This is a genomic window from Kribbella amoyensis (genome assembly GCF_007828865.1).
GTDB classification, from domain to species: domain Bacteria; phylum Actinomycetota; class Actinomycetes; order Propionibacteriales; family Kribbellaceae; genus Kribbella; species Kribbella amoyensis.
The window spans coordinates 36,105-62,066 of the sequence record NZ_VIVK01000004.1 but is presented as its reverse complement, the minus strand read 5'-3'; the positions used below and the strand labels follow the sequence as shown (position 1 = coordinate 62,066).

At 70.3% G+C, this 25,962-nt stretch carries 25 protein-coding genes; 10 read left to right on the top strand and 15 right to left on the bottom strand.

From position 1 onward, the window contains the following. Positions 1–17 precede the first annotated feature (17 nt). The 6 genes from FB561_RS36860 to FB561_RS36835 all read left to right on the top strand — a co-directional run bounded on the left by FB561_RS36860 (position 18) and on the right by FB561_RS36835 (position 4,497). Positions 18–452, top strand: coding sequence for a hypothetical protein (locus FB561_RS36860; protein ID WP_145814747.1), 435 nt, complete (start codon positions 18–20; stop codon positions 450–452). Positions 453–548: 96 nt separating this feature from the next. Further along, positions 549–1,502, top strand: coding sequence for a hypothetical protein (locus FB561_RS36855; protein WP_145814746.1), 954 nt, complete (start codon positions 549–551; stop codon positions 1,500–1,502). A 97-nt stretch (positions 1,503–1,599) separates the two neighbouring features. Next, on the top strand, positions 1,600–2,031 hold the full coding sequence (locus FB561_RS36850; RefSeq protein WP_145814745.1) for a hypothetical protein: 432 nt from the start codon (positions 1,600–1,602) through the stop codon (positions 2,029–2,031). 3 nt (positions 2,032–2,034) lie between these two features. Beyond that, on the top strand, positions 2,035–3,057 hold the full coding sequence (locus FB561_RS36845; RefSeq protein ID WP_145814744.1) for a hypothetical protein: 1,023 nt from the start codon (positions 2,035–2,037) through the stop codon (positions 3,055–3,057). A 27-nt stretch (positions 3,058–3,084) separates the two neighbouring features. Continuing rightward, the gene (locus FB561_RS36840) at positions 3,085–3,525 is read left to right on the top strand and encodes a hypothetical protein (protein ID WP_145814743.1); all 441 of its coding nucleotides are present in this window, start codon (positions 3,085–3,087) and stop codon (positions 3,523–3,525) included. A 228-nt stretch (positions 3,526–3,753) separates the two neighbouring features. Beyond that, entirely contained in the window at positions 3,754–4,497 is a 744-nt protein-coding gene (locus FB561_RS36835; protein ID WP_238335339.1) for an arginase family protein, read from the top strand. 23 nt (positions 4,498–4,520) lie between these two features. Here FB561_RS36835 and FB561_RS36830 read toward each other — a convergent pair whose 3' ends face one another. The 4 genes from FB561_RS36830 to FB561_RS36815 are packed head-to-tail and all read right to left on the bottom strand — an operon-like array spanning position 4,521 to position 9,524. After that, positions 4,521–5,564 (bottom strand): DUF2332 domain-containing protein, encoded by a 1,044-nt coding sequence (locus FB561_RS36830; RefSeq protein ID WP_145814741.1) that lies wholly within the window; start codon positions 5,562–5,564, stop codon positions 4,521–4,523. A gap of 10 nt (positions 5,565–5,574) precedes the next feature. After that, positions 5,575–7,833, bottom strand: a complete 2,259-nt coding sequence (locus FB561_RS36825) for a [protein-PII] uridylyltransferase (RefSeq protein ID WP_145814740.1) — start codon at positions 7,831–7,833, stop codon at positions 5,575–5,577. Next, positions 7,834–8,172 carry a P-II family nitrogen regulator gene (locus FB561_RS36820; RefSeq protein ID WP_145814739.1) on the bottom strand — a complete coding sequence of 113 codons (339 nt, stop codon included), beginning with the start codon at positions 8,170–8,172 and terminating at the stop codon, positions 7,834–7,836. Next, positions 8,169–9,524, bottom strand: a complete 1,356-nt coding sequence (locus FB561_RS36815; RefSeq protein WP_145814738.1) for an ammonium transporter — start codon at positions 9,522–9,524, stop codon at positions 8,169–8,171. Before FB561_RS36815 ends, FB561_RS36820 begins: the two co-directional genes overlap by 4 nt. Positions 9,525–9,777: 253 nt before the next feature. On the opposite strand from FB561_RS36815, the gene FB561_RS36810 reads away from it, so the two are divergent. Then, positions 9,778–10,374 carry a TetR/AcrR family transcriptional regulator gene (locus tag FB561_RS36810; protein ID WP_145814737.1) on the top strand — a complete coding sequence of 199 codons (597 nt, stop codon included), beginning with the start codon at positions 9,778–9,780 and terminating at the stop codon, positions 10,372–10,374. Between the two features lie 9 nt (positions 10,375–10,383). Here FB561_RS36810 and FB561_RS36805 read toward each other — a convergent pair whose 3' ends face one another. From FB561_RS36805 to FB561_RS36795, 3 genes are read right to left on the bottom strand one after another with little or no spacing between them, the layout of a single operon-like run. Continuing rightward, positions 10,384–11,628 carry a hypothetical protein gene (locus tag FB561_RS36805; protein ID WP_145814736.1) on the bottom strand — a complete coding sequence of 415 codons (1,245 nt, stop codon included), beginning with the start codon at positions 11,626–11,628 and terminating at the stop codon, positions 10,384–10,386. Then, entirely contained in the window at positions 11,625–12,077 is a 453-nt protein-coding gene (locus FB561_RS36800; protein ID WP_145814735.1) for a sigma factor-like helix-turn-helix DNA-binding protein, read from the bottom strand. The genes FB561_RS36805 and FB561_RS36800 overlap by 4 nt, the downstream gene beginning before the upstream one ends. Before the next feature lie 27 nt (positions 12,078–12,104). Next, a complete protein-coding gene (locus FB561_RS36795; RefSeq protein ID WP_145814734.1) occupies positions 12,105–13,061 on the bottom strand; it encodes an NAD(P)/FAD-dependent oxidoreductase in 957 nt (318 codons plus the stop codon). Positions 13,062–13,140: 79 nt separating this feature from the next. On the opposite strand from FB561_RS36795, the gene FB561_RS36790 reads away from it, so the two are divergent. After that, positions 13,141–13,719, top strand: coding sequence for a helix-turn-helix transcriptional regulator (locus tag FB561_RS36790; RefSeq protein ID WP_145814733.1), 579 nt, complete (start codon positions 13,141–13,143; stop codon positions 13,717–13,719). Positions 13,720–13,764: 45 nt separating this feature from the next. Here FB561_RS36790 and FB561_RS36785 read toward each other — a convergent pair whose 3' ends face one another. The 7 genes from FB561_RS36785 to FB561_RS36755 form a co-directional block, all read right to left on the bottom strand. After that, a complete protein-coding gene (locus FB561_RS36785; protein ID WP_238335338.1) occupies positions 13,765–14,964 on the bottom strand; it encodes an RNA polymerase sigma factor in 1,200 nt (399 codons plus the stop codon). Positions 14,965–15,033: 69 nt separating this feature from the next. Continuing rightward, the gene (locus FB561_RS36780) at positions 15,034–16,335 is read right to left on the bottom strand and encodes an NAD(P)/FAD-dependent oxidoreductase (RefSeq protein ID WP_145814731.1); all 1,302 of its coding nucleotides are present in this window, start codon (positions 16,333–16,335) and stop codon (positions 15,034–15,036) included. A gap of 56 nt (positions 16,336–16,391) precedes the next feature. Next, positions 16,392–17,573, bottom strand: a complete 1,182-nt coding sequence (ftsY, locus tag FB561_RS36775) for a signal recognition particle-docking protein FtsY (protein ID WP_202881029.1) — start codon at positions 17,571–17,573, stop codon at positions 16,392–16,394. A gap of 43 nt (positions 17,574–17,616) precedes the next feature. Continuing rightward, the gene (cydC, locus tag FB561_RS36770; RefSeq protein WP_145814730.1) at positions 17,617–19,233 is read right to left on the bottom strand and encodes a thiol reductant ABC exporter subunit CydC; all 1,617 of its coding nucleotides are present in this window, start codon (positions 19,231–19,233) and stop codon (positions 17,617–17,619) included. Then, positions 19,230–20,882, bottom strand: coding sequence for a thiol reductant ABC exporter subunit CydD (gene cydD / locus FB561_RS36765; protein WP_145814729.1), 1,653 nt, complete (start codon positions 20,880–20,882; stop codon positions 19,230–19,232). Before cydD ends, cydC begins: the two co-directional genes overlap by 4 nt. Further along, the gene (gene cydB / locus FB561_RS36760; RefSeq protein ID WP_145814728.1) at positions 20,879–21,874 is read right to left on the bottom strand and encodes a cytochrome d ubiquinol oxidase subunit II; all 996 of its coding nucleotides are present in this window, start codon (positions 21,872–21,874) and stop codon (positions 20,879–20,881) included. The genes cydD and cydB overlap by 4 nt, the downstream gene beginning before the upstream one ends. 10 nt (positions 21,875–21,884) lie before the next feature. Next, a complete protein-coding gene (locus tag FB561_RS36755; protein ID WP_145814727.1) occupies positions 21,885–23,303 on the bottom strand; it encodes a cytochrome ubiquinol oxidase subunit I in 1,419 nt (472 codons plus the stop codon). An 83-nt stretch (positions 23,304–23,386) separates the two neighbouring features. On the opposite strand from FB561_RS36755, the gene FB561_RS36750 reads away from it, so the two are divergent. Together FB561_RS36750 and FB561_RS36745 are read left to right on the top strand one after the other, a co-directional pair. Continuing rightward, a complete protein-coding gene (locus tag FB561_RS36750; protein ID WP_145814726.1) occupies positions 23,387–23,791 on the top strand; it encodes a BlaI/MecI/CopY family transcriptional regulator in 405 nt (134 codons plus the stop codon). Next, on the top strand, positions 23,788–24,693 hold the full coding sequence (locus FB561_RS36745) for a M56 family metallopeptidase (RefSeq protein ID WP_145814725.1): 906 nt from the start codon (positions 23,788–23,790) through the stop codon (positions 24,691–24,693). Before FB561_RS36750 ends, FB561_RS36745 begins: the two co-directional genes overlap by 4 nt. Positions 24,694–24,846: 153 nt before the next feature. Here the strand turns inward: FB561_RS36745 and FB561_RS36740 are convergent, their stop codons facing one another. Continuing rightward, positions 24,847–25,947, bottom strand: coding sequence for a threonine aldolase family protein (locus FB561_RS36740; RefSeq protein ID WP_145814724.1), 1,101 nt, complete (start codon positions 25,945–25,947; stop codon positions 24,847–24,849). Positions 25,948–25,962: the final 15 nt, after the last annotated feature.

The following is a 25,962-nucleotide window of genomic DNA, read 5'->3' as shown; positions in this document are numbered from 1 at the left end:
CAGTCGAGGAGGCTCGAATGGATATCGCCCGCTTCAGCTCGGCGTTCTCCGACGCCCGGCACCGTCAGCGAACCGAACAGGACTTCGACACCGAGGCGGCCCAGACCCAGCTCCGCGACCTCCTGACCGGCGAGCCCGACGACGAAGACCGTGCCTGGGCTTACCGAATGATCGAGAAGCTGGCCGAGCCGCTCCAGGCGCCGCCCGAACGGAGCCCGCTGTACGAAGAGGCCGGCCGAATCCACGCGGCCGCCTACCCCATCGAAGGCACGGTCGAGGAACAGATCGAGGCACTCGTCCAGGCGCGGCGCCAGATCTGGCAGCTCGCCGACCGAGCATCCGAAGAGGAAGCACCGTCGATCCGCGGCATGACCCGCGTCCTCGAACACCTCGAGAACGAGCTCCGCGACCCCACCTTCCCGCACGGCACTCCACCGACTCCGTCGACCTGACCGATGCCGGGCGACCGACCCGTACCACGCGACTCGCCGACCTATCAGGAGTTCGCGCGGCTGTACTACCTGGCCCAGCGGATGAGCGGTACGACGGTGGACCGCTGGAACGGGAACCTCTACGCCACCGACGACGAGCTGATGGGTGGCTTCAAACCGAAGTCGGGGGACATGCGGCTGTCGGACGAGCGAGTACTGCGCCACCTGACCGGAGCGCCGCCTAGGACTACCCCCAGCGCGCGGTCCGAGGCGATAGCCACGGTCCTCCACGAAAGCACCCATGCCGGACTGGCGACCGACGCGCCGGGCGAGCCCAACGCGGTACGGTCCAGCCAATCGGTGGGGTTGATGGAAGGCGTCGCCGAGGTCCACGCGATGGAGAACTTCGAAGCCTTCGCCGAACGAGCCGGCTATCCAGATCTGCCAACCCCGATTCCGACGTACCCCGGCGCGTACGCGGCGACGTCAGATCTCCTCAGCCAGGTGACCGGTCCGGCGATGACCCGCAGGACCCTCCTCGACGAAGCCATTCGCGGCCCGGGAGTCATGCACTTCGACCAGTTCGCGAACGCCGCCGTACAAAACCGCCTCCGCGACGTCGTACCTGACCGAGCCGCGGATCAGCAAGCGGTCCGCGCGGCTCTGATCAGCACCATGACCCACGTGTACTGGCCGACGATCCAGCACCGACCAGCCTCGGCCGGGGAATCCCTCGGCAACGAGATCCGCCAGCACCTCAATGCGAAGATCGACGAGATCCGCCAGCACTACTCCCCCGGCCAGACCCAGCCCTTCCCGGCCGAATCGCCGAACCAGCTCGCAGTACAGGCAGCCCAACCAGCCGCACAGAGCGAAGCACCGAAAACCAAACCGGACGCTGAGGCGGCGGCACCGGCACGTGCCGGAACATCCACCGCGCCGGAGATGCGCTTCCTCACCGGCCTCGCCCCCGCCGCCGGCGCAACCCGAAAGGCGCCGTCGCTCGGCCAGGGCCAAAAAGGCGCCGGCAGCAACCACCGCGGCCCCACCACAGAACGCGAACTGGACTGACCGCCCGCGGATTCCGCCAACCGGGCCTGTGGATAAGTCCCGACGTGGATGCGGCAGCGTCGATATCGTTACGGCTAGTCACCACAGGAGGTCATACGTGGACATCGCCAAGTTCAACTCGGCGTTCTCCGATGCGGACCATCGGCGGAGAACGGAACCCGACTTCGACGTCGCGGGTGAACAGAATCGCTTACGTGGGCTGCTCTCCGAAGAGGATCCGCCAGCGGATCGCGAGTGGGCCTCTGAGCTGATCGAGTCGCTCGCCGAACCCCCGCCCCCACCTCGGCAATGGAGTTCGCTCTACGACGAAGCCGGACAGATTCATGCCAGCGCCTACGTCGACGGCACCACCGGGGAGAAGATCGCGGCCCTCGAAAGTGCGCGGTGCCGGATCTGGGAGATCGCCGACCGCGCGCCGCAGGACGAGGCACCGCACATCCGCGCCATGACCCGAGTTCTCGAACATCTTGAGAACGAACTGCGTGACCCCAGCTGGCCACTGGACGAACGAACGACTCGGACCGACTGATCGATGGCGGCCGACCAGCTGATCCCTCGCGACTCGGCCGCCTACCTGGAGTTCGCCCGTCTGTACCGCGCGGCCCGTTCCCTTCGCCCCTCGGCGGTGGACCGGTGGAACGGCGATCTCTACGCGACCGACAGCGAGCTCTGGGGTGGATTTCAGGCGAAGTCCGGTGACATCCGGGTCTCCAAGCACGTAGTCCTGCAGCAACTGAAAGGTTCGGCCGGACCAATTGATCCGGCGGGTCAGGCTGAAGCATTGGCCACGGTCCTGCATGAAGCAACACACGCTGGCATGTGGATCGACGCTCCTGACGAGCTCAACGCCGTCCGGACGACCCACTCACAGAACCTGATGGAAGGCCTCGCCGAAGCGCGGGCCCTTCAGGACTTCCGAGCCTTCGCGGCCAGGACCGGGTACCGGAACCTCAGCTTGCCCCAGCCGAAATACCCGGGAGCCTATGCAGCCGCCGAGAGCCTCATCACTCAGGCAACCGGGCCGTCGAAGACAAGAGGAGCCCTCTTCGACGTCATCACCGAGGGACCGGCCGTCATGCACTTCGACCAACTGGCCGACGCCGTACTGCGCAACCGCCTTGGCGACGTGGTTCCCTTTCGCCCTGCAGAACGTGAGCAGGTCAGAGCAACCCTGATCCATGCGATGCGCCACGACCTCTGGCAAACTATCGCCGGTCGCCCAGCCTCGGCCGGGGAAGCCCTCGGCAACGAGATCCGCCAGCACCTCAACGCGAAGATCGACGAGATCCGCCAGCACTACGCCCCCGGCCAGAACCGCCCCTTCCCGGCCGAGTCACCGAACCAGCTCGCAGTACGAACGGCACGAACCGAAAAGCCCGAGGCCGCAGCTACAACATCCGCCCAAGCCGGCACGTCCGCCGCGTCTGAGATGCGCTTCTTGACCGGCCTCGCACCGGCGACCGGTGCGACCAAGTCCGCGCCGTTGCTCGGTCAGGGTGAACGGGGTGCCGGCGGCAAGCACCATCGCTCGACGGGCGTGCGCGAACTGGACTGATCAGGGTCTTCTTGGAGGAAGGGCGATATGGAGTTCGATGAGTTCATGGCTGTGTACCGGGCTCTGCGCGAGCTGGTGATACGGGCTGAAGGTGGTGGGGTCGAGGAGGCGCGGCGGCAGTTGGGGTTGTTGGCTGAGGGGATTGGCGACCCGCCCGGACGTGAGCGGGCGGTGGGGCAGATCGAGATGCTGGCGGGACAGGTGGAGTCGGTGTTGTCGGTCAGTGCCGGGTGGAGTCCGGAGATGAAGGAGGCGGCTCGGCTGATGGACGTGGCGGACTTCGATTCCGGAACTGTCGAGCAGCGGATGGCGATGGTGGCGGTCGTGCGGCGGCAGGTTTGGGAGATCGCTGATCGCGCCGGCGAGGACAGTGCGCGCATTCGCGGCCTGACCCGGGGTCTCGACAGCGTCGAGCGGGCGCTCGAGGAAGGGCCGCCGTGGTTGGACTCTTCCCGTGATGGGCGCTGACGGATTGTCGTTGACACAGGGTGGGCCGACCGCGAGGATCTAACCTGTTGGCTTCCATTTTTTGGTTAGGAGTGGTGGATGGCTCGGCGGGTTGTGGTGGTGGATGGGCCTTCCAATCTGGGGCTTCGGCCGCCCGAGGTGGGGACTGTGCCTGGGTGTTACAAGCTGGCCGGGGCCTTGCGGGATCAGGGCTTCGTGAGGCGGATCGGGGCTGAGGATGCCGGGTGTGTGACGCCGCCTCGGTACGACCGCGGGGATTGGGAGCCTGGGGACGGGGTCTTCAACGCGGCCGCCATCGCCGAGTACAGCGTGCGGCTTGCGGATCGGCTCGCCCCCTTGATCGAGGACGACAGCTTCGTCGTACTGCTCGGTGGTGAGTGCAGCAACTTGCTCGGGCCCACGCTGGCCCTCAAGCGGCGTGGGCGGTACGGGGTCGTGTATCTCGACGGGCACTCGGACTACCGCACCACCGGGAACTCGCCGTACGTCGGGGCCGCCGGTGGTGAGGCGCTGGCCCTGGTGACCGGGCGGGGGCAGGACGACCTCACCGATCTGGAGGGACAGGGGCCGTACGTCCTCGACGGTGATGCCGCGTTGCTCGGGATTCGGGAGGACGACGACTACGCCACCGATGTCGAGGCGGCCGGGATCCCTGTCTGGTCCGCGCTCACCATCGCCGAGGATCCCGTGAAGGCGGCCGAGGGGGTACTGCGGCACGTCGCGCGGGACGAGCTGGACGGGTACTGGGTGCACCTGGACGTCGACATCCTCGATGCCGAGGTGATGCCGGCGGTGGACAGCCCTGATCCTGGTGGGATCCAGCACGAGCACCTGCGCGCCCTGCTCGAACCGTTGCTCAAGGCACCGACATGTCGCGGTGTCGACATCGGCATCTTCGACCCGGACCTCGATCCCGACGGCCGGTATGCCGCGGCGTTGACCGACACGCTGGTTGCCGCGATCAACGGCTGACCCAAGAAGATCAACGGCCAACCCTAGAACCAGACAGCAGGCACCCCGTGCGGTTCGGCGCGACCGAGGATCCGGCGTTCCCCGGTCGGCCAGACCTGCAACGCGACCAGGAACTCGTGCGGCGCATCGGCATCCCGGCGCATCGGTTCCAAACAGAGCCGGGCCAAAGGCGAAGACGCCGTAGCCCGCGCACCGAGATCCTCGAGGAGCCCGTCCGCCGTCGCCTTGTCGGCGGCGGACAGGTACTGCCACATCACCGAATGCCAGATCACCGTCACGTGGCCCTCGGACAGCTCCACGTTGCGCAGGAACGACACCGCGTCCTCACGACGAACATCGGCCGGTACCTCCCGCGCCACCTCGAGCGCGCCACGGAGCCGGGCCAGTCGCGCGGTCATGTCGGGCCAGACGTACGACGTGAGAGTGAGCGCGCCCTCGGACGTCAGTGGGTTCACCGGGTTGATGTCGCTGCCGATGCGTTCCGCGATCCGCAGTCCGGGGGCCGGCCGCAACGGTCGCCCGGACCACGCGTCGGCGAAGACGACCGGGCTGCCCGGCCGGCCGAAGCTGGTGCCGTCGGCGAGGGCGTAGTGGAAGTGGTCGGCGCGGAGGTTGAGTCCCCCACTCGCGCCGATCTCCAACAGCCGGATCGGGAGGTCGACCGTCTCGGCCAGGCGGAGCAGGCCGCCGTACAGCGCGGTGGAGCGGCCCACCTCGTTCGTCTGCGGTGGCTGGGTGAGCAGGATGGCCAGTTCGGGGCCACGGGATTGCAGTACCTGCTCGAACGCCTCCCAGCCGAGCACCGGGTCCCACTCGCCACCCGTGCTCGGGTAGAAAGCCGCCAGCTCGGGCGCCTCCCGGGCGAGCACCAGCCGATGCACGGAACCCAGCAACCGCAACGCCAGCGCCGACGGTCCCGAATCCTCCTCGTGGCCGGCCAGCACCCGCGTCGACACACCTCCGCGTTCGTAGTCGTCCACCACCTGCCGCAGCAGGTCCGCGTACAGCTCCGAGCCGAGCTGCTCGCACGCCACCGCCTGCCGCTGGAACGCCTCTACAAGGTCCACACCGCAGACATTAGGACAACCGGTCGAGCACCGACTTCGCTGTTACCCGCGCGTCCTCCTCTTCCAGCGGGGAGCCGTGCGAGTCGGTCAGGTAGAACACGTCCACGCACTCTGCACCGAGTGTGCTCACGTGGGCCGAGCGGATGTCCGCCCCGGTCGCGGCGAGAGCGGCCGTCACGTCGTACAGCAGCCCGGGCCGGTCGTGGGCGCGGACCTGGATCACCGTCGCCGTTTCGGATGCCTCGGGCAACAGGTCGACCCGGCTCGGAACCCCCTTGCGGACCGACGAGTCGCGCGCCGCCAATCGCCGGACCAGATCACCGTCGTCCCGCAACGCCACCGCCAGCCGGTCCCGCAACCGCACCGGATCCGGCGGCGAACCAGCGACCGTCCACTGCGAGATCCCCAGCCCCTCGACCGAAGTAATCACCGCGGACCGTACGGCGAGCCGCTCGATCGCCAACACCCCGGCCACCGTGGACAGCGTGCCGACCTGGTCCGGTACGGCGACGTTGACCTGCAGGTCGCCGTGGTGCTCGGCAACGCTCACCCCGAGTCGCCCGACCCCGACCACCTGGTGCAACTCCGGTACCGGGATCGGCGGCGCTTCGGTCCACAGTGCCGCACCTCCCCCGGACAGCTCGGCCCGGACCCGCCGGGACAACTCCCCCACCAGCCGCATCCGCCAAGGCGAGGACGCTGCCGGACCGGCCGCACGCGCATCGGCGTACGTGAGCGCCTCCAGCAGATCCAGGGTGTCCGTGTCGCCGACGATGCCGGCCATCAGCTCGACCGTCATCGGGTCGTCCAGATCCCGCCGGGTCGCCACCTGCGCGAGAACCAGGTGCTGCCGGACCAGCAACGTGATCGTGTCCGCGTCCGCCTCGGTGAATCCGAGCCGCCGAGCGACGTCGGCAGCGATGACCGCACCGGTGACACTGTGGTCCCCCTCGACGGCCTTGCCCAGGTCGTGCAGCAGCGCGGCAACCAGGAGCAGGTCGGGCCGTCGTACGTCGCGCACCATGGTGGACGCGGCTACACAAGTCTCCAGCAGGTGCCGGTCAACGGTGTAGCGGTGCAATGCGGACTGCGGTGGACGGAAGCGCACCGTGTCCCACTCGGGCAGCAGGCGCGAGACGTACCCCGCTTGGTCCATCGCCTCCCACACCTCGAGCAGTCCCTGCCCCGCACCGAGCAACGCGCAGAACAACCGACGCGCCTCCCCCGGCCACGGGTCCGGCAACTCCGCAGCCGACGTGGCAAGCCGTGCGCAGACAGCGGGTGAGAGCACGAGCTCGCGATCGGCGGCTACGGCCGCGGCCCGCAGACCGAGGGCGGCATCGCGTTCGGGTCGCGCGTCGGGCATCAGCACGACCTCGCCCTCGTGCTGGCCGACCCCCTCGTCCAGGGCCAGCAGCAACGGTCCACCGGTGCGCTGGCGGCGCCGGGATCGTGGCGGCTTCGCCATCAGGCTCTCGATCCGCCGCCAGGACACGTCGCACACGTGGGCCAGCGTGCGGCCGGTCGCGTACACGTGCCGCAACAGCTCGTCCCGGCCGGACAGGCCCAGCCCGGCGGCCACATCCTTCGCCACGTCCGCGATCAACCGATCAGTGGAACGCCCCGCAACGGTGTGCAGCTCGTCCCGGATGTTCAGCAGGTCCAGCCGCGCCCGCTCCACCACGGGATGCGGTACGTCGACCAACCAGGAAGCCACCAAGGCCCGGAGAACCACGGCGTCGCGCAGGCCGCCGTACGCCTCCTTCAGGTCGGGCTCCGCGAGATGGGCGAGCTCCCCGACCGTGTGCGCGCGATCCCTGCAGGCCTCGGCGAGTGCGGGCAGCCGTGTCTTCGCAGTACGGCGCCAGTCGGCCATCAGTACGGACCGCAGTTGCAATGTGAGGTGGGAGTCCCCGGCAACGTGCCGTGCGTCCAGCAGGCCGAGCGCCACCCGGACGTCACCGGCCGCGGCCTCCTGTGCCTGCGCGATCGTGCGGACGCTGTGGTCCAGCTTGGTCCGCGAGTCCCACAGCGGGTACCAGATCTGCGCGGCGAGCTCGTCCACCTGTGGGTACCCCTCGGCGTGCACGAGCATCACGTCGAGATCGCTGTACGGCGACAGCTCCTCCCGGCCGTAGCCGCCAACGGCGACCAGGGCAACGCCCTCGGTGGGAACACCGAGGGCGTCACAGGCTTTCGAGAGGAGCAGGTACAGCAGCGCGTCGGCCTCCTCGGCACGAGCGCGCCGCTGCTCTGCCCGATCCACCATTTAGAGGGCGTCTCCGTCGCGTTCGCCGGTCCGGACCCGGACGATCGTCTCGACCGGGGTGACCCAGACCTTGCCGTCGCCGATCTTGCCGGTCTGCGCGGCCTTGACGATCACGTCCACCACGTCGGCGCTGTCCCCGTCCTCGACGGCGACCTCCAGCCGGACCTTCGGGACCAGGTCCACCTCGTACTCCGCGCCGCGGTAGACCTCGGTGTGGCCCTTCTGCCGGCCGTACCCGCTCGCCTCGGTGACCGTCATCCCGGTCACCCCGAACGTCTCCAGCGCGGCCCGGACGTCCTCCAGCTTGTGCGGCTTGACCACCGCGGTGATCAGCTTCATGCGTTCACGCCCTCCTTCTTCTCAGCGTCGTCGTCGGTGTCAGTGTCCTCGACCGGGGCGGCCGTGGTCCGCACCGTGCTGTGACCGCGCAGCCCCGCGGCGGCCAGGAAGTCGTACGCCGTCTCGGCGTGCTCGACCTGGTCGACACCGGTGACCTCGTCGTCCTCCTTGACCCGGAAGCCGATGGTCTTGTCGATCAGCTTGGCCAGGATGAACGCGACCACGAAGGAGTAGACACCGACGATCAGGTTCGCCAGCGCCTGCCGGCCGAGCTGACCCGCACCGCCACCGTAGAAGAGGCCGTCGACCGCGGACGGGGCCGCCGCCGAGCCGAGGAAGCCGATCGCCAGCGAGCCGACCAGACCGCCGACCAGGTGCACGCCGACCACGTCGAGCGAGTCGTCGAAGCCGAGCTTGTACTTCAGCGAGACCGCGAAGGCGCAGATGGCACCGGCGACGACACCGAGGATCAGCGCGCCGACCGGGGTGACCGCGCCACAGGAGGGGGTGATCGCGACCAGACCGGCGACCGCACCGGACGCCATCCCCAGCGTGGTGGCCTTGCCGTGCCGGATCCGCTCGACGATCAGCCAGCCGATCACGGCGGCGGCGGTGGCGGCCTGGGTGTTGACGAAGGTGATCGCGGCGGTGGTGCCGGCGCTCAGCGCCGAGCCGGCGTTGAAGCCGAACCAGCCGAACCACAGCAGCCCGGCACCGAGCACGACCAGCGGCAGGCTGTGCGGCCGCATCGGGTCCTTGCGCCAGCCGATCCGCTTGCCCAGGACGATCGCCAGGGCCAGCGCGGCCGCACCGGCGTTGACGTGCACCGCGGTACCACCGGCGAAGTCGACCGCCTTGATGCCCGTACCGATGAAGCCGCCGCCACCCTCGCCGTCGAGGAACCAGACGGAGTGCGCGACCGGGAAGTACACCAGCGAGGTCCACAGCGCGACGAACACGATCCAGCCGCGGAACGACGCCCGGTCGGCGATGGCGCCGGAGATCAGCGCCGGGGTGATGATCGCGAACATCAACTGGAAGGCGACGAACGACAGGGTCGGAATGGTGCCACTGACCGCTTCCGGCGCGAGCAGACCCTTCAGGCCCGCGGCGGAGAAGTTCCCGATGACGCCCCCGTTGTCACCGCCGAACGTGAGGGAGTAGCCGACCACTATCCACAACACGGTGACGACCCCGATGGTGATGGCGCTCATCATCATCATGTTCAGCACGCTCTTCATGCGCACCATGCCGCCGTAGAAGAAAGCCAGGCCCGGTGTCATCAGGAACACCAGGGCGGCACTGACCAAGACCCAGGCGGTATCGCCGGCGTTGATCTCCATCAACGTCATCCCTTCCATCGATCTGGGGGTGGCCGGCGTCCTCATCGGGGTGAACTCCACAACGCCGGGAAGCCCGCGCCTGGCCACACCGGACACGGTGTCGGCGCGCGGTTTCAACCGATCGGTCGCGATGTTTCGGGGATGTGACAAAGCAACTTCCCAAGTGACATCCAGGTGACATCGGCCCGGATGTGGCACTCTGGCCTGATCACACGGGCCGCAGCTGCGCCACTGCGCCCGTCCGACCTGGGGAAGCTTTCTGATGGGGACGAAAGACGGGGAGAGACCGCGCCGGGGCCGGCCGCGCGACCCGGACGCCGAGCCGCGGATCCGCCGGTACGCCGTCCGGTTGCTGCTGGAACGCGGCTTCGACGGGATGACCGTGGACGACGTGGCCGAGGCGGCCGGCGTCGGCAAGGCCACCATCTACCGGCGCTGGGCCAGCAAGGAAGAGCTGGCCAACGACGCGATGGCGGAGCTGTTCGACATCGAGATCCCGGACGCCGACACCGGCTCGATCGGCGGCGACCTGCGGCAGGTGTACCGCGACGCGCTCGCCTTCGTGAGCGCCAAGGAGGGCATCGCGCTGATCCGGCTGGCGGTGACCGAGGCGACCCGGGACCCGCAGATCGCCGGGCTGTACCGGTCGTTCCTGGACCGGCGGATCGAGCTCACCCGGGCCGCGCTGGACCGGGCCCGCGAGCGCGGCGAACCGGTCCGCGCGACCGCGGATCCGGTGCTGATGGTCCAGTGGCTCGCGGGGCTGCTGATCGTCCGCACCCTCACCGGGGATCCGATGCCCGCGGTCGAGGACGCCGACCACCTGGCCGAGATGACGCTGCGCTGCATCCTCGAGTGATCACGGCCGTCAGCCGCGGATGCCCGCGCCGATCGCGAGTCCGGGGACCTCGAGCTCGGTGACCCGGCGGACCTGGCCGGTCGGCAGGTCCCACGCGAGCACCCATCCGGTGACCTGGAACAGCACCGTGTCCCCGTCGTACCAGCCGAGCACGGAGCAGCAGCCCAGCGTCCGGATCGCGTCGGGCGGCGACGGTTCGGGTACCGGTGCCGGAGTCGCGGCCGGGGTTTCGCCCAGCACCAGGAGCCGGCTCGGTTCGCGCTGGACCGTCGACATCGCGGCCACGATCTGCGGCACGGACGCGACTGTGCGGACCTGGACCAGGTGCCGGGCCACGAACAACCGTGCCATGACGTCGTCGCCGGTGAACGTCTGCCCGTTCCACTGGCTCACCGGCAGGTCCGGCATCGTCTCGACGATCCACCCACCGGCGGTGAACCGGCGGACCGCCACCTGGCCCTCGGTCCCGTCCAGCCGGTACGGCGCGGTGGCCGAGTCCGGGTCCCGCGTCGGTTCGACCACGGTGAACGGCTCGTCCCCGTGGCCGACCAGCACGCGGTACGTCGTGGTCGGGGCGCCGGCGAGCAAGTGTTCGGAGTCCGGCGTCCAGGAGACGCTGCGGATGTCTTGCACCGGCAGCGGGAGTCGCCGGACCTCCGCGGTCGTCGCGTCGATCACCGCGACGTGACCGGGTTGCGGGAACGCCGCCATCCGGCCGTTCGGCGAGACCGCACCGGCGCTCAGCGGCGAACCGGTCGTGATCGGCGCGAGCAGCATGTCGGTCCGCGCCCACAGGCCGTTCGGTGCGAGCAGGAGCGGCTCGTACCCGCCCTCGCGCCGCGCCAGTACGACGGCCGCGATCCGGTCGATCGGCTCGGTGGTGAGCTCGTCCGGGTGGTCCGGCAGCCGCAGCAGGTCCCCAAGCGGCGTCTCCAACCGGTCGAGGAACCGCTCGCTACCGCTCGGTGGAGCCGTCCAGAAGTCGATCCCCGCGATCTGCCCGGTCGGCGCCACGTACCCGGGCGGGTGCGTCGGCGGTGTGTCGGGCGGGACGAACCGGAGCCGCCCACCCGAAGACGCGAGTAGCCCGATCGCGACGATCGCCAACGCGACCAGCAAGGCGAGCAAAGCCGTCCCACGAACCTGGCGGCGGTGCAGCCCGCGTCCGTTCGCCCAGGCGGCGTCGGTGAGCTCCGGCTCGGGCAGGTCCTCGGTGACCCGTTCGAGCAGCGGCCGGACCTCGTCGACCTTCACGGCCGGTCCCCCGCGGCCTTCCACCGGCCCAGCCCGAGCGAGGTACGGAACGCGGTCAGCGCCGAACGGGAGAGGCCGTGCACCGTGTGATGCGACAGTACGAGCACGTCCGCGACCTCGAACTCGGTGAGCTCCTCGTAGTGCAGCAGCACGAACACGGTGCGCTGCGCGGGCGACAACGCGGCCAGCGCACTGCGCACCGCGTCGTCACTCGGTGGGTACCGCTTCGGCGGATGCCAACGGGACAAGGCGGGCTGGAACAGCAGCCGCTGGACGAACACGTCCGGGTCGTCCACCTTGTCCCACCGGGTCGCGAGCCGGGCGAAGGCGCGCAGCAGTTCCCTCTCGGCCCGATGCCGCTCGCCGTAGACCAAGTACGCCTCGCGGAGCCACTTGGCCTGGCGCGCATCGACGAACGAGGCGAACTCGGGGTCGACAAGGTCGCGCATCCACCCTCCCCACCCCCATTGAACCCCTCATCCGCGCCGCACGGCCACCGCCTCCCGGACCTCCTCGGCGATCAGGTCCGCGTTGATCGCCGCACCGGCCGCGAGTCCGCTCGCCGCCGCGGTGATCAGCTGGACCATCGGCTCGGTCACGTTGCCCGCCACCCACACTCCCGGTACCTGGGTCGCTCCGGTCGGTCCCGCCTCGACCGCGGTCCCGATGGTCACACCACGCGCCTCCCGCTCGACCGCCTTGAGCCCCAGCTCGGCCAGGAACCCGGCCCGCGCACTCAGGACGGTCTGCACGACCACCGCCTGCCGCGGGATCACCCTGCCGCCCCGTAGCCGTACTCCGGTGAGCTGGTCGCCGTCGGTCTCCACGGCTTCGACCTCGCCCTGGACCACGGAGATCCCGCGAGCCGCGAGCTCCTCCCACTCGTCGTCCGTCGGCTCCGGACCGTTGTGCAGGAACAGGGTCACGTCCTCGCTCCACTGCCGGAACAACTGCGCCTGGTGGATCCCCATCGGCCCGCTCTGCATTACACCGATCGCCTGGTCCCGCACCTCCCAGCCGTGGCAGTACGGGCAGTGCAGCACGTCGCGCCCGAATCGCTCAGCCAGTCCTTCGACCTCGGGCAGCTGGTCGGTCACCCCGGTCGTCACCAGCAGCCGGCGCGCCTCGTACGTCCGCCCGTCCGCCAGCTCGACCGCGAACCGCGGTGCGTCCGGAGACGTATCGATCGACCTCGCCGACACCACCGACCCGGTGATCGCCTCACCGCCGTACCCGGTGATCTCGGCCCGGCCCAGCGCGTACAGCTCGGCCGGTGGTACGCCGTCGCGGGTCAGGTAGTTGTGCACGTGCCCGGCGGGCGCGTTCCGCGGGTCCCCCTGGTCGACCACCAGCACAGACCGCCGGGCCCGGGCCAGCGCGAGGCCGCCCGCCAGTCCCGCGGCGCCCCCGCCGACCACGATCACGTCGTACATGTCGTCTCCTCTCGCTTCTCCTGACCCGAGCGTCCGCAGTTCTGGCCGGATCGACAAGTTTCTTTGCCACAATGGCAAGATGACGGAATCCTTCGACGCGGTACTGGAGGCGGTCGGACCGCGGCTGCGCAAGCTCCGGCAGGATCGCGGCACGACGCTGAGCGAGTTGTCCGAGGCCACCGGGATCTCGGTCAGCACGCTGTCCCGGCTGGAGTCCGGGCAGCGGCGGCCGACGTTGGAGCTGCTGCTGCCGCTGGCCCGGGCGCACCAGGTCCAGCTGGACGAGTTGGTGGACGCGCCGCCGACCGGCGATCCCCGGGTGCATTCGCGACCGATCCGGAGCAACGGCTCGGTGATCATCCCGTTGAGCCGGCGGCCGGGTGGACTGCAGGCGTACAAGCAGATCTCGCCGGCGGGCTGGCCGGGTGGCGAGGTGAACCAGCAGGTCCACGAGGGGTACGACTGGGTCTACGTGCTGTCCGGGCAGCTACGGCTGGTGCTCGCCGACAAGGACTTCGTCCTCAAGGCCGGTGAGGTGGCCGAGTTCGACACCCGGATCCCGCACTGGTTCGGCAATCCGGGGCCCGGACCGGTGGAGACGCTGAGCCTGTTCGGGCCGCAGGGCGAGCGCATGCACGTCCGGGCCCGGTCCAAATAGACCTGCGGCGGCCGGTTCCGACAGCAGGATTCGCCCGCGTCGTCCTTACGAGGCCCGGGCCGCGGCCGCCTTCGTGGTCAGGTACTCGCGTTCCGGCAGGCTGGTGGTCCGTTGCGCCGCGGCCTGGAAGTGCTCGGCCGCGGTCCCCGGTTCGCCGAGCAACTCGTACAGGTGGCCGCGGACGGCGTCCAGGCGGTAGTGCCCGGCGAGCTTCGCGTCGAGCGGTTCGAGCATCGTCAGGCCCACCTTCGGGCCGTCCACCATGGCCGCGGCGATGGCCCGGTTCAACGTCACCATCGGGTTGCCCGACAACTGCTCCAGCAGACCGTAGAGCGCGAGGATCTGCGGCCAGTCGGTGTCCTCGGGTCGTTCCGCCTCGTCGTGCAGCGCGGCGATCGCGGCCTGCAGCTGGTACTCACCGATCGGCGGCTGGTCGAACGCCTCCACAGCGAGCGCGACGCCTTCGGCGATGTACTCCTGGTTCCACTTCGACCGGTCCTGCTCGGCGAGCGGGACGAGCTCGCCGCTGTCCCCGGTCCGGGCATCGCGGCGCGCGTCGTTCAGCAGCATCAACGCGAGCAACGCGGTGACCTGGGCGTTGTCCGGCAGCAGCCCGTGCACCATCCGGGTCAGGCGGATCGCCTCGGTGGCGATGTCACTGCGGTGCAACTCCGGCCCGCTGGTACTGGTGTGCCCCTCGTTGAACATCAGGTACAGCACGTGCAGGACGTTGCGCAGCCGCTCGTCGCTCGGGTCCAGCTCGAACGCGGCGCCCTTGATCTTCTGCTTCGCCCGGCTGATCCGCTGCGCCATCGTCGTCTCGGGGACCAGGTACGCCGCCGCGATCTCGGTCGTGGTCAGACCGCCGACGGCCCGCAGCGTCAACGCGATCGCGGACGCCGGGGTGAGGTCCGGGTGGCAGCACAGGAAGAGCAGCCGGAGGGTGTCGTCGGTGTCCTCGACCTCACCGGCCGGGACCTCGCGGTGGGCCGCCAGTTCCTCCCGGCGGCGGCGCGCCTGCTCCTGCCGGATCTCGTCGATCACCTTCCGGTGCGCGGTCTGGATCAGCCAGCCGCGCGGGTTGTCCGGCGTCCCGTCCCGCGGCCACGTCCTGGCCGCGGCCAGCAACGCCTCCTGGACGGCGTCCTCAGCGGCCGTGAAGTCACCGGTCCGCCGGACCACCGCGCCGAGTACCCGCGGTGCCAGCTCCCGCAGCAGATCCTCCAGCCGGCTCGTACCGCTCACCGCGCCCCTCCCTGTCGTCCGGGTCCCCCTGATCATGGCCTACCACCGGGTGACCGGGAGTGGACATCCCTAGTGGCGCCGGACCCGTTCCGGGCTCGCCGTCTCCAGCGGGACGTCGTCGGCCGGGATGACGCCGAGATGCGTGCTCTGGCGACCGAGGACGGCGTCGAACACCCACTCGGTGGCGGTCCGGATCCGGTTCCCGGGCATCGACATCAGGTGGTACCCGCGGGTGACCACCTTGGCGGGGAACCCGGAGAGCGGGAGGTGCAGCGGGTTGGCGGCGGCCTGGGTCCCGCCGAGATCGACGACGAACCCGAGGTCCTTGTGGAAGTAAGGCTCCCGCTGTCCGTGGCCGAAGGTCGCCGCGACGTTGTGCGCGGCCTGCTTGCCCTGGCGTTCGGCGTGCTGGGCCGTCATCGGGGTGATCTCCCCCGGCCGGGCCAGGTCCGGGACCGCGGCCGCGTCGCCGCACGCGAACACGTCCGGATGCCCGGGCACGTTCAGGTACTTGTCGACGACCAGCCGGCCCTTCTCGGTCTTCAGCCCGAGCGCCTGGACCACCGGGTCGGGCCGGACCCCGACGCACCAGACCAGCGTGCGTGTCGAGACCTCGGTACCGTCGGTCAGCCGCACGCAGTCCGGCGCCGCCTCCTCGACCGACGTCCCCATCCGCACCTCGACGTCCCGCTCGGTCAGCACCATGTCGGCCGTACGGGACAGCCGTTGGTCCAGCTCGGGCAGTACCCGATCCGCCACGTCCAGCAGCATCCACCGGATCCGCTGGTCACGCAGCCGGGGCCGCTGCTTCCTCAGCAGGTCCGTGTAGAGCACACCGTGCGCGGCGACCTCCGTCCCCGTGTACCCCGCGCCGACCACGACGAAGGTACACAGCGCGTCCCGCTCGGCAGGATCGTCCGTGGCGTCCGCCAGCTCGATCTGCTGAGTCAGGTGGTCGCGCAGGAACACGGCCTCGGGGATGCCGCGGAACCCGTGGGCGTACTCCGCGACGCCCGGGATCGGCAGCAGCTTGTTCACACTGCCGGCGGCGATGATCAGCCGGTCGTACCCGAGCCGGCCGGGCCGGTCGTCGGGATCGCGGTACGACACCGCGTGCCCGTCCAGGTCGAAGGCGTCCACCTCTCCGAGGACCAGCCGGACCCCGGGCAGGGTGTCCGCGAGCGACACGGTGATCCGGCGCGGCTCCAGGATCCCGGTCGCGACCTCGGGCAGCAGCGGCACGTACAGGAAGTAGTCGGTCGGACTGACCAGCACGATCTCGGCCCGCCCACCGGCCAGCCGGCTCAGCTTCCGGGCCGCGTGGAAACCGGCGAACCCGGCCCCGACGATGACGATCCTCGGTCGGCTCATACCCCCTGGGTACCAGATCCGGCCGGCTCCAAACGGGCTCGGCCCGATCCCGGGGGTCAGTCGAGCAGCGCGTCGACGAACTGCTCAGCGTCGAACGGGGCCATGTCGTCCGCGCCCTCGCCGAGACCGACGAGCTTGACCGGGACACCGAGTTCGCGCTGGACCGCGATCACGATGCCGCCCTTGGCGGTGCCGTCCAGCTTGGTCAGCACCAGGCCGGTCACGTCGATCACCTCGGCGAACACCCGGGCCTGGGTGAGTCCGTTCTGCCCGGTGGTGGCATCGATGACGAGCAGCACCTCGTCCACCTCGGCGGCCTTCTCGATCACCCGCTTGACCTTGCCGAGCTCGTCCATCAATCCGGTCTTGGTGTGCAGCCGGCCGGCCGTGTCCACCAGCACCACGTCGGCGGACTCGGCGACGCCCTGCTTCACCGCGTCGAACGCGACACTCGCCGGGTCTCCGCCCTCGGGACCGCGCACGGTCGGTACGCCGACCCGCTCGCCCCACGTCTGCAGCTGGTCCGCCGCGGCGGCGCGGAAGGTGTCGGCCGCGCCGAGCACGACCTGCTTGTCCTCGGCCACCAGCACGCGGGCGAGCTTGCCGACGGTAGTGGTCTTGCCGGTGCCGTTCACGCCGACGACGAGCACGACGGCCGGCTGGTCGTCCTTGCGGTCGACCTTCAGCGAGCGGTCCAGCTTCGGGTCGACCAGGTCGATCAGCTCCTCGCGCAGGACCGCGCGGGCCTGGTCGCCGCCCCCGCCCTCGACCCGCAGCCGGGTCCGCAGCCGCTCGACCAGCTCCTGGGTCGGGGCGACACCGACGTCGGCGGTGATCAGCGTGGTCTCGATGTCCTCCCACGCCTCCTCGTCCAGCTTGTCCCGGGACAGCAGTGCGAGCAGGCCCTTGCCGAGCGAGCCCTGCGACCGGGCCAGCCGGGACCGCAGCCGGACCAGCCGGCCCTGCGCGGACTCGGGCTTCTCCAGCGTCGGCAGCTCGGTGTCCTCGAGCGTCCGGGTCGGCGTGTCCCGCGGCTCCTCCGCGTCCTCGCCGACCGTCGGCTCGGCCTCCGGCGCCGCGGTGTCCAGCGGGGCGGGCTTGGCCGGCGCGGGCAGCTCGGACCGGCGTCGCCGGGTGACGACCAGGCCGGCGGTACCGGCAACCAGGACGACGGCCACCGCGATGATGGCGTACAGAACCGCGTCGGCGAGCAGAGGGACGAGCTGAGAAGTCAACACGGTTCCCCATCTTGACAGAAGCCAAGGCACGGACCCGCATCCTTCACTGCAGGCGAACCACCGGTCGCGTTGGGTGAGGAGCCAGCTCCGGTCGATGGGTCAGCAGAACGACCGTTCGGTTGCCCGCGGCGGCGAACAGGTCGGTCAGCAGGACCCGGGCCGTCTCCTCGTCCAGGTGCTCGGTGGGCTCGTCCAGGACCAGGACGTCGTGGTCCGCGAGCAGGAGCCGGGCGAACGCGAGCCGCTGCCGCTCCCCGCCGGACAACCGGGCGCCGTGCTCCCCCACCAGCGTGTCCAGCCCCTTCGGCAACCGCTCGACCAGGTCACCGAGGCGAGCGCGGTAGAGCGCGTTCCACAGCCGCAGGTCGCTCGCGTCCGGTTCGGCGAGCAGCAGGTTCTCCCGGATGCTCGTGTCGAACACGTGGCTCTCCTGGGTGAGCAGACCGACCGTGGACCGGATCCGGTCGCCGCCGAGCGCGGTCACGTGCACCCCGTCGAGCAGGACCTCGCCGTCCCGCTGGTCGAGGAACCGCAGCAACACGGCTGCCAGCGTGCTCTTGCCCGATCCGCTCGCCCCGGTCACGATCACCCGGCTCCCCTCGGGGATGTCGAGCTCCAGGTCCCGCAGGACGTCGGGGCCGTCGCCGTATCCAGCGCGCAGACCATGGACCCGCAGACCTCGGCCCGGCGGGAGTTCGACCGGCTCGTCCGGCTCCCGTACCGGTACCGGGGTGGTGAGGATCTCCTGGAGCCGGTCGAACGAGCCACGGACCCGGATCGCGAGCTGCGCGGCCAGCGGTACTCCGCCGAGGACGTCCGCCAACGCGAGCGGTGTCAGGACGATGACCGCGAACGTCGGCCCGGCCAGGTCGGCCTGGCTGCCCAGCACCAATCCGGCCAGGGCGGCACCGCCGACGCACACCACGAGAAGCGCGTTGCCCAGTCCCGCGCTCCACGCCGAGCGCCTTTCCGCGGCGGCGAGCCGTGCGTCCGCGGCAGCGAACGCGTCGAGCACATCGTCCACCGCGTCGAAGGCCACCACGTCGGCCGCGGTCAGCAGGTCCTCCGTGGAGTGCGCGGCCACGTCGCCCCGGGCACCCGCGATCGACCGCTCTGCCCGACGCGCCGTCCTCGCGGTCAACCACGGCACGATCGTGCAAGCCACCAGCACCGCCAACGCGACCACGACCCCGGCGGACGGGAGCAGTACGACGATCAGCGCAGCGGTCGCCGTCGCGGTCACCGCAGCGACCAACACGGGCAGGACCACGCGCAACCACAGGTCCAGTACGGCGTCCACGTCGAGCAGCAATCGCGTCAGCAGGTCGCCGCGACGAAGGGACAAGCCGGCGGGAGCCAGTCGCTCGATCCGTTCGGTCATCTGCGATCGCGTCTTCCCCAGCACCCGGTACGCCGCGTCGTGGCCCGCGAGCCGCTCCACGTACCGGAAGACCCCGCGGCCCACCCCGAACGCGCGGACCGCGACGATCGCCACCATCAACGTCAGCACCGGCGGCTGGGCTGCGGCGGTAACGATCAGCCAAGCCGCCGTCGCCAGCAGCGCCACCGAGGACGCGGACGCCAGCACGCCGGCGAGCAGCGCGAGTCCGAGCCGCCCCGCGAGTCGCCGGTCCGGGAGAGCCATCGTCAACGCGGTCATGACGTCACCAACTCCGCTCGCTGTCGCTCGGGTCCAACGTGTTCCGTCCCCACCTGCACAACGCGGTCCGCGGCCTCGATCAACGCGGGACGGTGCGCGACCAGCAGTACTGTGCGCCCGGTTGCCCGCAGTCCGGCGACGACCGCGGCCTCGGTGTCCGCGTCCAGGCCGGCCGTCGGTTCGTCGAGCAGTAGGACCGGCGCCTCGGTCAGCAGCGCCCGTGCCAACGCGACCCGGCGCCCCTGTCCGCCCGACAAGAGCTGCCCCTGCTCACCGACGGCCGTGTCCAACGCGAGTTCGCCCGCACCGGCCTCGTCCAGCGCGCGGCGTACCTGCTCGTCGGTCGCGTCCGGTCGGCTGAGCCGCACGTTGGCCGCGATCGTTCCCGCCCGCAGTCCGGGCCGCTGCGGTACCCAGCCGAACTGCTTCCGCCACAACTCGGGAACGAACTCGTCGGCCGCACTCCCACCAGCCACGACCACGCCCCGCTCGGGTACGACGAAGCCGAGGATCGCCGCGAGCACCGTGGACTTGCCGACGCCACTCGGCCCGGTCAGCGCCACCACCTCACCGGGCCACAGCTCCAGGTCGAACCCGTCCACCGCGGCGGCGTCCCGATCCGGGTACCGCACCGTCAGATCGTGCAAGTACAGCGGCACGCGCCGGAGATCCGGTACGTCGGTCCGTTCCCCGGTGGTGGGCAGCGGCGTGTCCAGGACGCGCAGTACCTCTTCGCTCGCCGCGACCCCGTCCGCACTCGCGTGGAACTGCGCGCCCACCTGCCGCAGCGGCAGGTACGCCTCCGGGGCCAGGATCAGCACCAGCAGCGCCGTCTCCAGTCCGAGCTGTCCCTCCACCAGGCGCAGGCCGACGCCGACCGCGACCAGCGCGACCGAGATGCTCGCCAGCAGTTCCAGCACCAGCGACGACAGGAACGCCAGCCGCAGACTCGACATCGACGCCACCCGGTGCTCGTCGGTCACCCGCTCGACCGCGGCCGCCTGCCCCTTCGCCCGGCCGAACAGCTTCAGCGTCGGCATCCCCGCGACCACGTCGGCGAAGTGATGCGCCAGCACGTCGAGCGCCCGCTGCCGCCGTCGGCTGTGCGCCTGCGTCGCCCAGCCGACCAGGGCCATGAACACCGGGATCAACGGCAGCGTCACCAGCACCGTCCCGGCCGCGATCAGGTCCCCGGTCGCCATCCAGCCGACCACGCCCGCCGGAACCGTTGCCGCGAGCACCAACTGCGGCAGGTACCGGGCGAAGTACGGGTCCAGGTCGTCCAGGCCCTTGGTCAGCAAAGTGGTCAACCGGCTACTCCGCTCGCCACCCAGCCACGCCGGACCGAGCTTCAGCGCGTGCTCCAGGACCTGCCGGCGCAGCGTCGACTTCACCGCGGCCGCCGCCCGCTGCGCGACCACCTCCTGCAGCCATACCAGCCCGGCCCGCGCCGCGACCACGGCAGCGAGCAACCACGCGACCGTACCGATCCCCGCGTCCCGCAGTACGACGTCGGTGATCCCCCGGGCAAGCAGGACGGACTGAACGATGACCAGGAGGCCGGTCGCCACCCCGATCAGCACCGACCCGGCCAGGAACACCCGGGCCGGGCGGGCCCGGCGCAGCAGCCGCGGGTCGAGCGGCTTCATGCGACCGCGACCGGTTCGACCGTGACGCGCTTACGGAACACCCAGTACGTCCAGCCCTGGTACAGCATCACCAGCGGCGTGAAGATCCCCGCGATCCAGGTCAGCACCTTCAACGTGTACGGCGTGGACGCCGCTTCGACCGCGGTCAGTGTCGTGGCCGGGTCCGTCGACGGCATCACCGCAGGGAACATCGCGACGAACAGCGCCGTCACGGCCAGCGCGATCGCCAATGCGGTCCCCGTGAACGCCCAGCCCTCCCGGCGGTACTTGTTCGCGACCAGCGCGGCCACCAGCGCGACCACGGCCGCACCGGCCACGACGGCCGACGCGGTGTCACCGCGAAGGTTCAGCGCCCAGAGGAGGAAGGCGACGACGAGCACGGCCGCCACGAGGCCGGTCCGCGCGGCGAGGCGGTTCGCCCGTTGCCGCAGTTCGTCCGTGGTCCGCAGGGCCAGGAAGATCGCGCCGTGCGCCACGAAGACCGCGGTGAAGGCGACCCCGCCCAGCAACGCGAACGGGCTCAGGAGATCGCCGAGGCTTCCGACGTACTCGTGGTCCGCGTCCAGCGGGACCCCGCGGACCAGGTTGGCGAACGTGATGCCCCACAGCAGCGCGGGGATCACCGAGCCGACCGTGATGAGCGTGTCCATCCGTCCCCGCCAGAGCAGGTCGTCCCGCTTGCCTCGGTACTCCAGGGCGACACCACGCAGGATCAGCGCGACCAGGATCGCGAACAACGGCAGGTAGAACCCGCTGAACAAGGTCGCGTACCACTCCGGGAAGGCGGCGAAGGTGGCACCACCGGCCACGATCAGCCAGACCTCGTTGCCGTCCCAGACCGGGCCGATCGTGGTGACCACGGCACGCCGCTCGGGCTCGTCGCGACCGAGCACCCGGAGCAGGATGCCGACGCCGAAGTCGAACCCCTCCAGCACGAAGTAGCCGATCCACAGAAACGCGATGACCACGAACCACAAGGTGGTGAGTTCCATCTCGGTCCCCTCAGTACGCGAACGACAGTGGCTTGGACTCGTCGTCCTCGGGTGTGTCCGGTCCGTCCCGGCCGGCGTCGCCGCCGACCTCCGGCAGACCGGCCCGGATCGACTTGGTCAGCAGCTTCACCTCGACCACCGCGAGCACGCCGTACAGGGCGGTGAAGCCGATCAGCGAGGTGAGCACCTCGGCCGTGGTGGTCCCGGGCGAGACCCCGTCCGCGGTCCGTAACAGCCCGAACACCAGCCAGGGTTGCCGGCCCGTCTCGGTGAAGATCCAGCCGAAGCAGTTCGCCACCAGCGGCAACAGCGGCAGCGGCACCACCAGCCAGGCCAGCCAGCGCGCCGGGGCCCGGCCCTTCCTGGTTGCCCAGAGCAACCACAGGGAGACCGCCGCGGCCGCCATCCCGACCCCGATCATCAACCGGAAGGTCCAGTAGGTCAGCGGGATGTTCGGCTTGTAGGACCCGGGTCCGTACAGTTCCTCGTACGCCTGCTGCAGCGAGTTGATGCCCTTCACCTCGCCGTCGAACGTGCCGGTGGCCAGGAACGACAGCAGGTACGGCACCTTGACCGAGAAGATCTCCCGGGACCCGTCCAGGGTGCCGACGGTGAACGCCGAGAACGCGGCCGGCTTCTCGGTCTCGTACAACGCCTCGGCCGCCGCCATCTTCATCGGCTGAACCTCGGTCATCACCTTGCCCTGCAGGTCCCCGCTGACCGCCACCCCGGCGCCGGCCGCGATCACGATCACCGCGCCGAGCTTCAGCGCCGTCCGGAACACGTCCGTGTCGGTCCCGGGCCGGCGGAGCAGGTGCCACAGCGCGACCGCGGCGACGAACGCGCCACCGACCATGAACGCCGCGAAGATGGTGTGCGGGTAGGTGACCAGCACGACCTTGTTCGTCAGCACCGCGCCGATGTCGGTCAGCTCCGCGCGGCCGCGCTCGGCGTTGTACCGGAAGCCGACCGGGTTCTGCATCCACGAGTTCGCGGCCAGGATGAAGTACGCCGACAGCTGGGTGCCCAGCACGACCATCCAGATGCAGGCCAGGTGGACCTTCTTCGGCAGCCGGTCCCAGCCGAAGATCCACAGCCCGATGAAGGTGGACTCGAGGAAGAACGCGAGCAGCCCCTCCAGCGCGAGCGGGGCGCCGAACACGTCGCCGACGAACCGCGAGTAGGTGCTCCAGTTCATCCCGAACTGGAACTCCTGGACGAGGCCGGTGACGACGCCGAGCGCGATGTTGATCAGGAACAGCTTCCCGTAGAACTTGGTCAGCCGCAGGTACTTGTCCTTGCCGGTGCGGTACCACGCGGTCTGCAGCCCGGCCGTGATCGCGACCAGGGACAGCGTCACCGGGACGAAGAAGAAGTGGTACACGGTGGTGATGGCGAACTGCCATCGGGCCAGATCCAGGGTGTCCACGCGCGAGCCCTCCCGAGCCGTCTACGACGTTACGTAGTAGATGCTAGCGTGGATCTACTACAACGCGTAGTTATACTGGTCACGTGAGCACCGACCCCAAGGCCCCGCGGCCGCTCGGCGACCTGGAGCGGCTGGTGATGGAGCAGCTCTGGGCCGCCCCCGGCGCCCTCACCGTGCGCGAGGTGCACGACCGCCTCTCGATCAGCCGCGACCTCGCCTACACGACCGTGATGACCGTGCTGGACCGGCTGGCCAAGAAGAAGCTGACCGAGCGCGAACGCGACGGCAAGGCCTGGCGGTACCGGGCGGCCGCGCCGCGCGAGGAGCTGGCCGCCGACCTGATGCGCGACGCCCTCGACCGGGCCGGCGACCGCCGGGAGGCCCTGGTCCGGTTCGTCGGGCAGGTCTCCGACGAGGAGGCCGCCCTGCTCCGCGAGGCGCTCAGCCGGCTGGAGGCCGGTGGCGAGGCGGAGGCTCGGGACGGGTGATCACGCCGCTCCTGCTGGCCGCGTTGGCGCTGGTGCTGACCGGACCGGCCCCGGCGTTGCTGGCCCGCTCGACCTGGCCGTACCGGATCCCGCGCGCGGCCGTCGCGCTGTGGCAGGCGATCTCACTGGCGGCGGTACTGGCCGCCCTCGGCGCGGGCATCGCGCTGTCGTACTCGACCGCGGGTGAGCCCGGTGAGCCACGGTTCGACCCGACCGCACCCCGTGATCTCGCGGCGGCCGCCGTCCTCGCCCTGACCGCCATGGTCGGCATCCGGCTGCTCTGGGCTGCCGGCCGCGTCGCCGTCGGGACCAGAGCACGCCGTCGCCGGCATCGTGACCTGGTGGACATCCTGGCCACGCCGGACGGCCTGATTCCCGGTCTGCGCGTGCTCTCCGAGGAGACACCGCTCGCGTACTGCCTGCCCGCGATCCGCGGTGCCCGAGTGGTCGTGTCGGTGGGCGCGCTCGACCGCCTCGACGAGAGTGAGCTGCGCGCCGTTCTCGCGCACGAGCAAGCGCACCTCCGAGCCAGGCACGACCTGGTCCTGGAGGCGTTCACGGCACTGCACATGGCGTTCCCGCGGTTCGTCCGGAGTGACGTGGCGCTGGAACAGGCGCGGACGCTCGTGGAGCTGCTTGCCGACGACGACGCGCGCCGCCGGAACGGCCCGCTTCCCCTGGCCCGGGCGCTGGTCGCCCTGGCCGGTGCCCCCGCCCCGGAGGCCGGTCTCGCGGCCGCCCGGTCCTCCACCGTGCTGCGGGTCCAGCGACTGGCCGACCCGGCCCCCAACTATCCGTTGCTTGCAGCAACTACATACGCGGTCGCCGCCGCCTTGCTGATCGTCCCCACGGTGACCGTGGCCGCGCCGATCCTCGAGGCGTTGGCGACCGCACTCGATTGACGTCCTACCCGAAGTGTCTGCCCTCACCCCGGGCGACAGCCAGCAGAACGAGCCCCGACAGAACCAGCAGAACCACCATGGTGATGACGAAAGTCAGCACTGAACTACATCTCTCCCCGCCTTGAATTTCCGACCTCACTGGGTCTTACGACCTCATTGTTCCAGAAGTTCCGCGAACGCCTTACCGACTTCCTCGACCGGCCAGGCCAGCGTGTCCGGAGTCACCACCAGCTCGACCCAGGACCAGCCGGGAACGTCCGCCGGCTGCCAGGTGTAGGCGATCGACTCGCGGGTCTGCTCCATCCGGCGAACGGTCGCGAGCTCGATCCGCTCGGCCGGCAGCGGGGCGTACACGCGGAACGAGTTCGTGTGCGGCGGCTCCGGGAACACCCGGAATCCGGCCGCCTGCAACGAGGCCGCCAGTTCCACGGCGCGCTGGTGCAGGTCGCCCATCAACGGCAGCACCTTGCGGATCCCCTCCCGCGCCGACACCGCGTACGGGAAAAGGGTGTACACGTTGCCACCGAGCCGGCGCTGCCAGCGGCGTACCTCCGCGATCACATCGGCCGGACCGGCGACCGCGGCTCCACTGAGCCCGCCGAGTCCCTTGTAGAACGACACGTACACCGTCGACGCCAGCGCGGCGACCTCGGCCAGGCTGTGCTCCAGGTACGGCGTGCTCTCCCACAACCGTGCCCCGTCCAGGTGCAGCGGTACACCGCGGTCCGCGCACGCCTCCGCGAAGATCACCAGCTCGTCCCAGCTCGGCAGGACGAACCCGGCGTCCCGCAGCGGCAGCTCCAGCGACACGGCGGCCAGGTGACCGGGGATCGCGGCCAGCTCGTCGGGGCGCGGTTGACGGCGCTCCGACGTGAGCCGCTCGATCCGCAGGTCGTGGACCTCCTCCAGCGCGTTCAGCTCGTGCTGCAGGAAGTGGGACAGCCCGTGCAATGCGACGCGCTGCGTTCCGGCGCGTTCTGCGTGGACGCGCAACACACTCTGCTGGGCGGCGATCCCGGTCGGCATGAACACGGCCGCGGGCTTCCCGAGCAGTTCGGCGACCTCCTGCTCGAGCAGGGCGACCTCACCGCCGTTGCCGTACCCGTCCCGCTCGTCCGCGGTCGCCACCTCGGCCAACTGCCGCAGGGTGTCGGCCACGGACGGCCGCTTCCCGGACAGCCAGCGCGTGCACTCGGCGGCCGCCGCCTTGCGCCGCGCCCGGAGATCTTCGGAGGAACTGGTCGAGTAAGCCACGGCTCCATCCTCCCT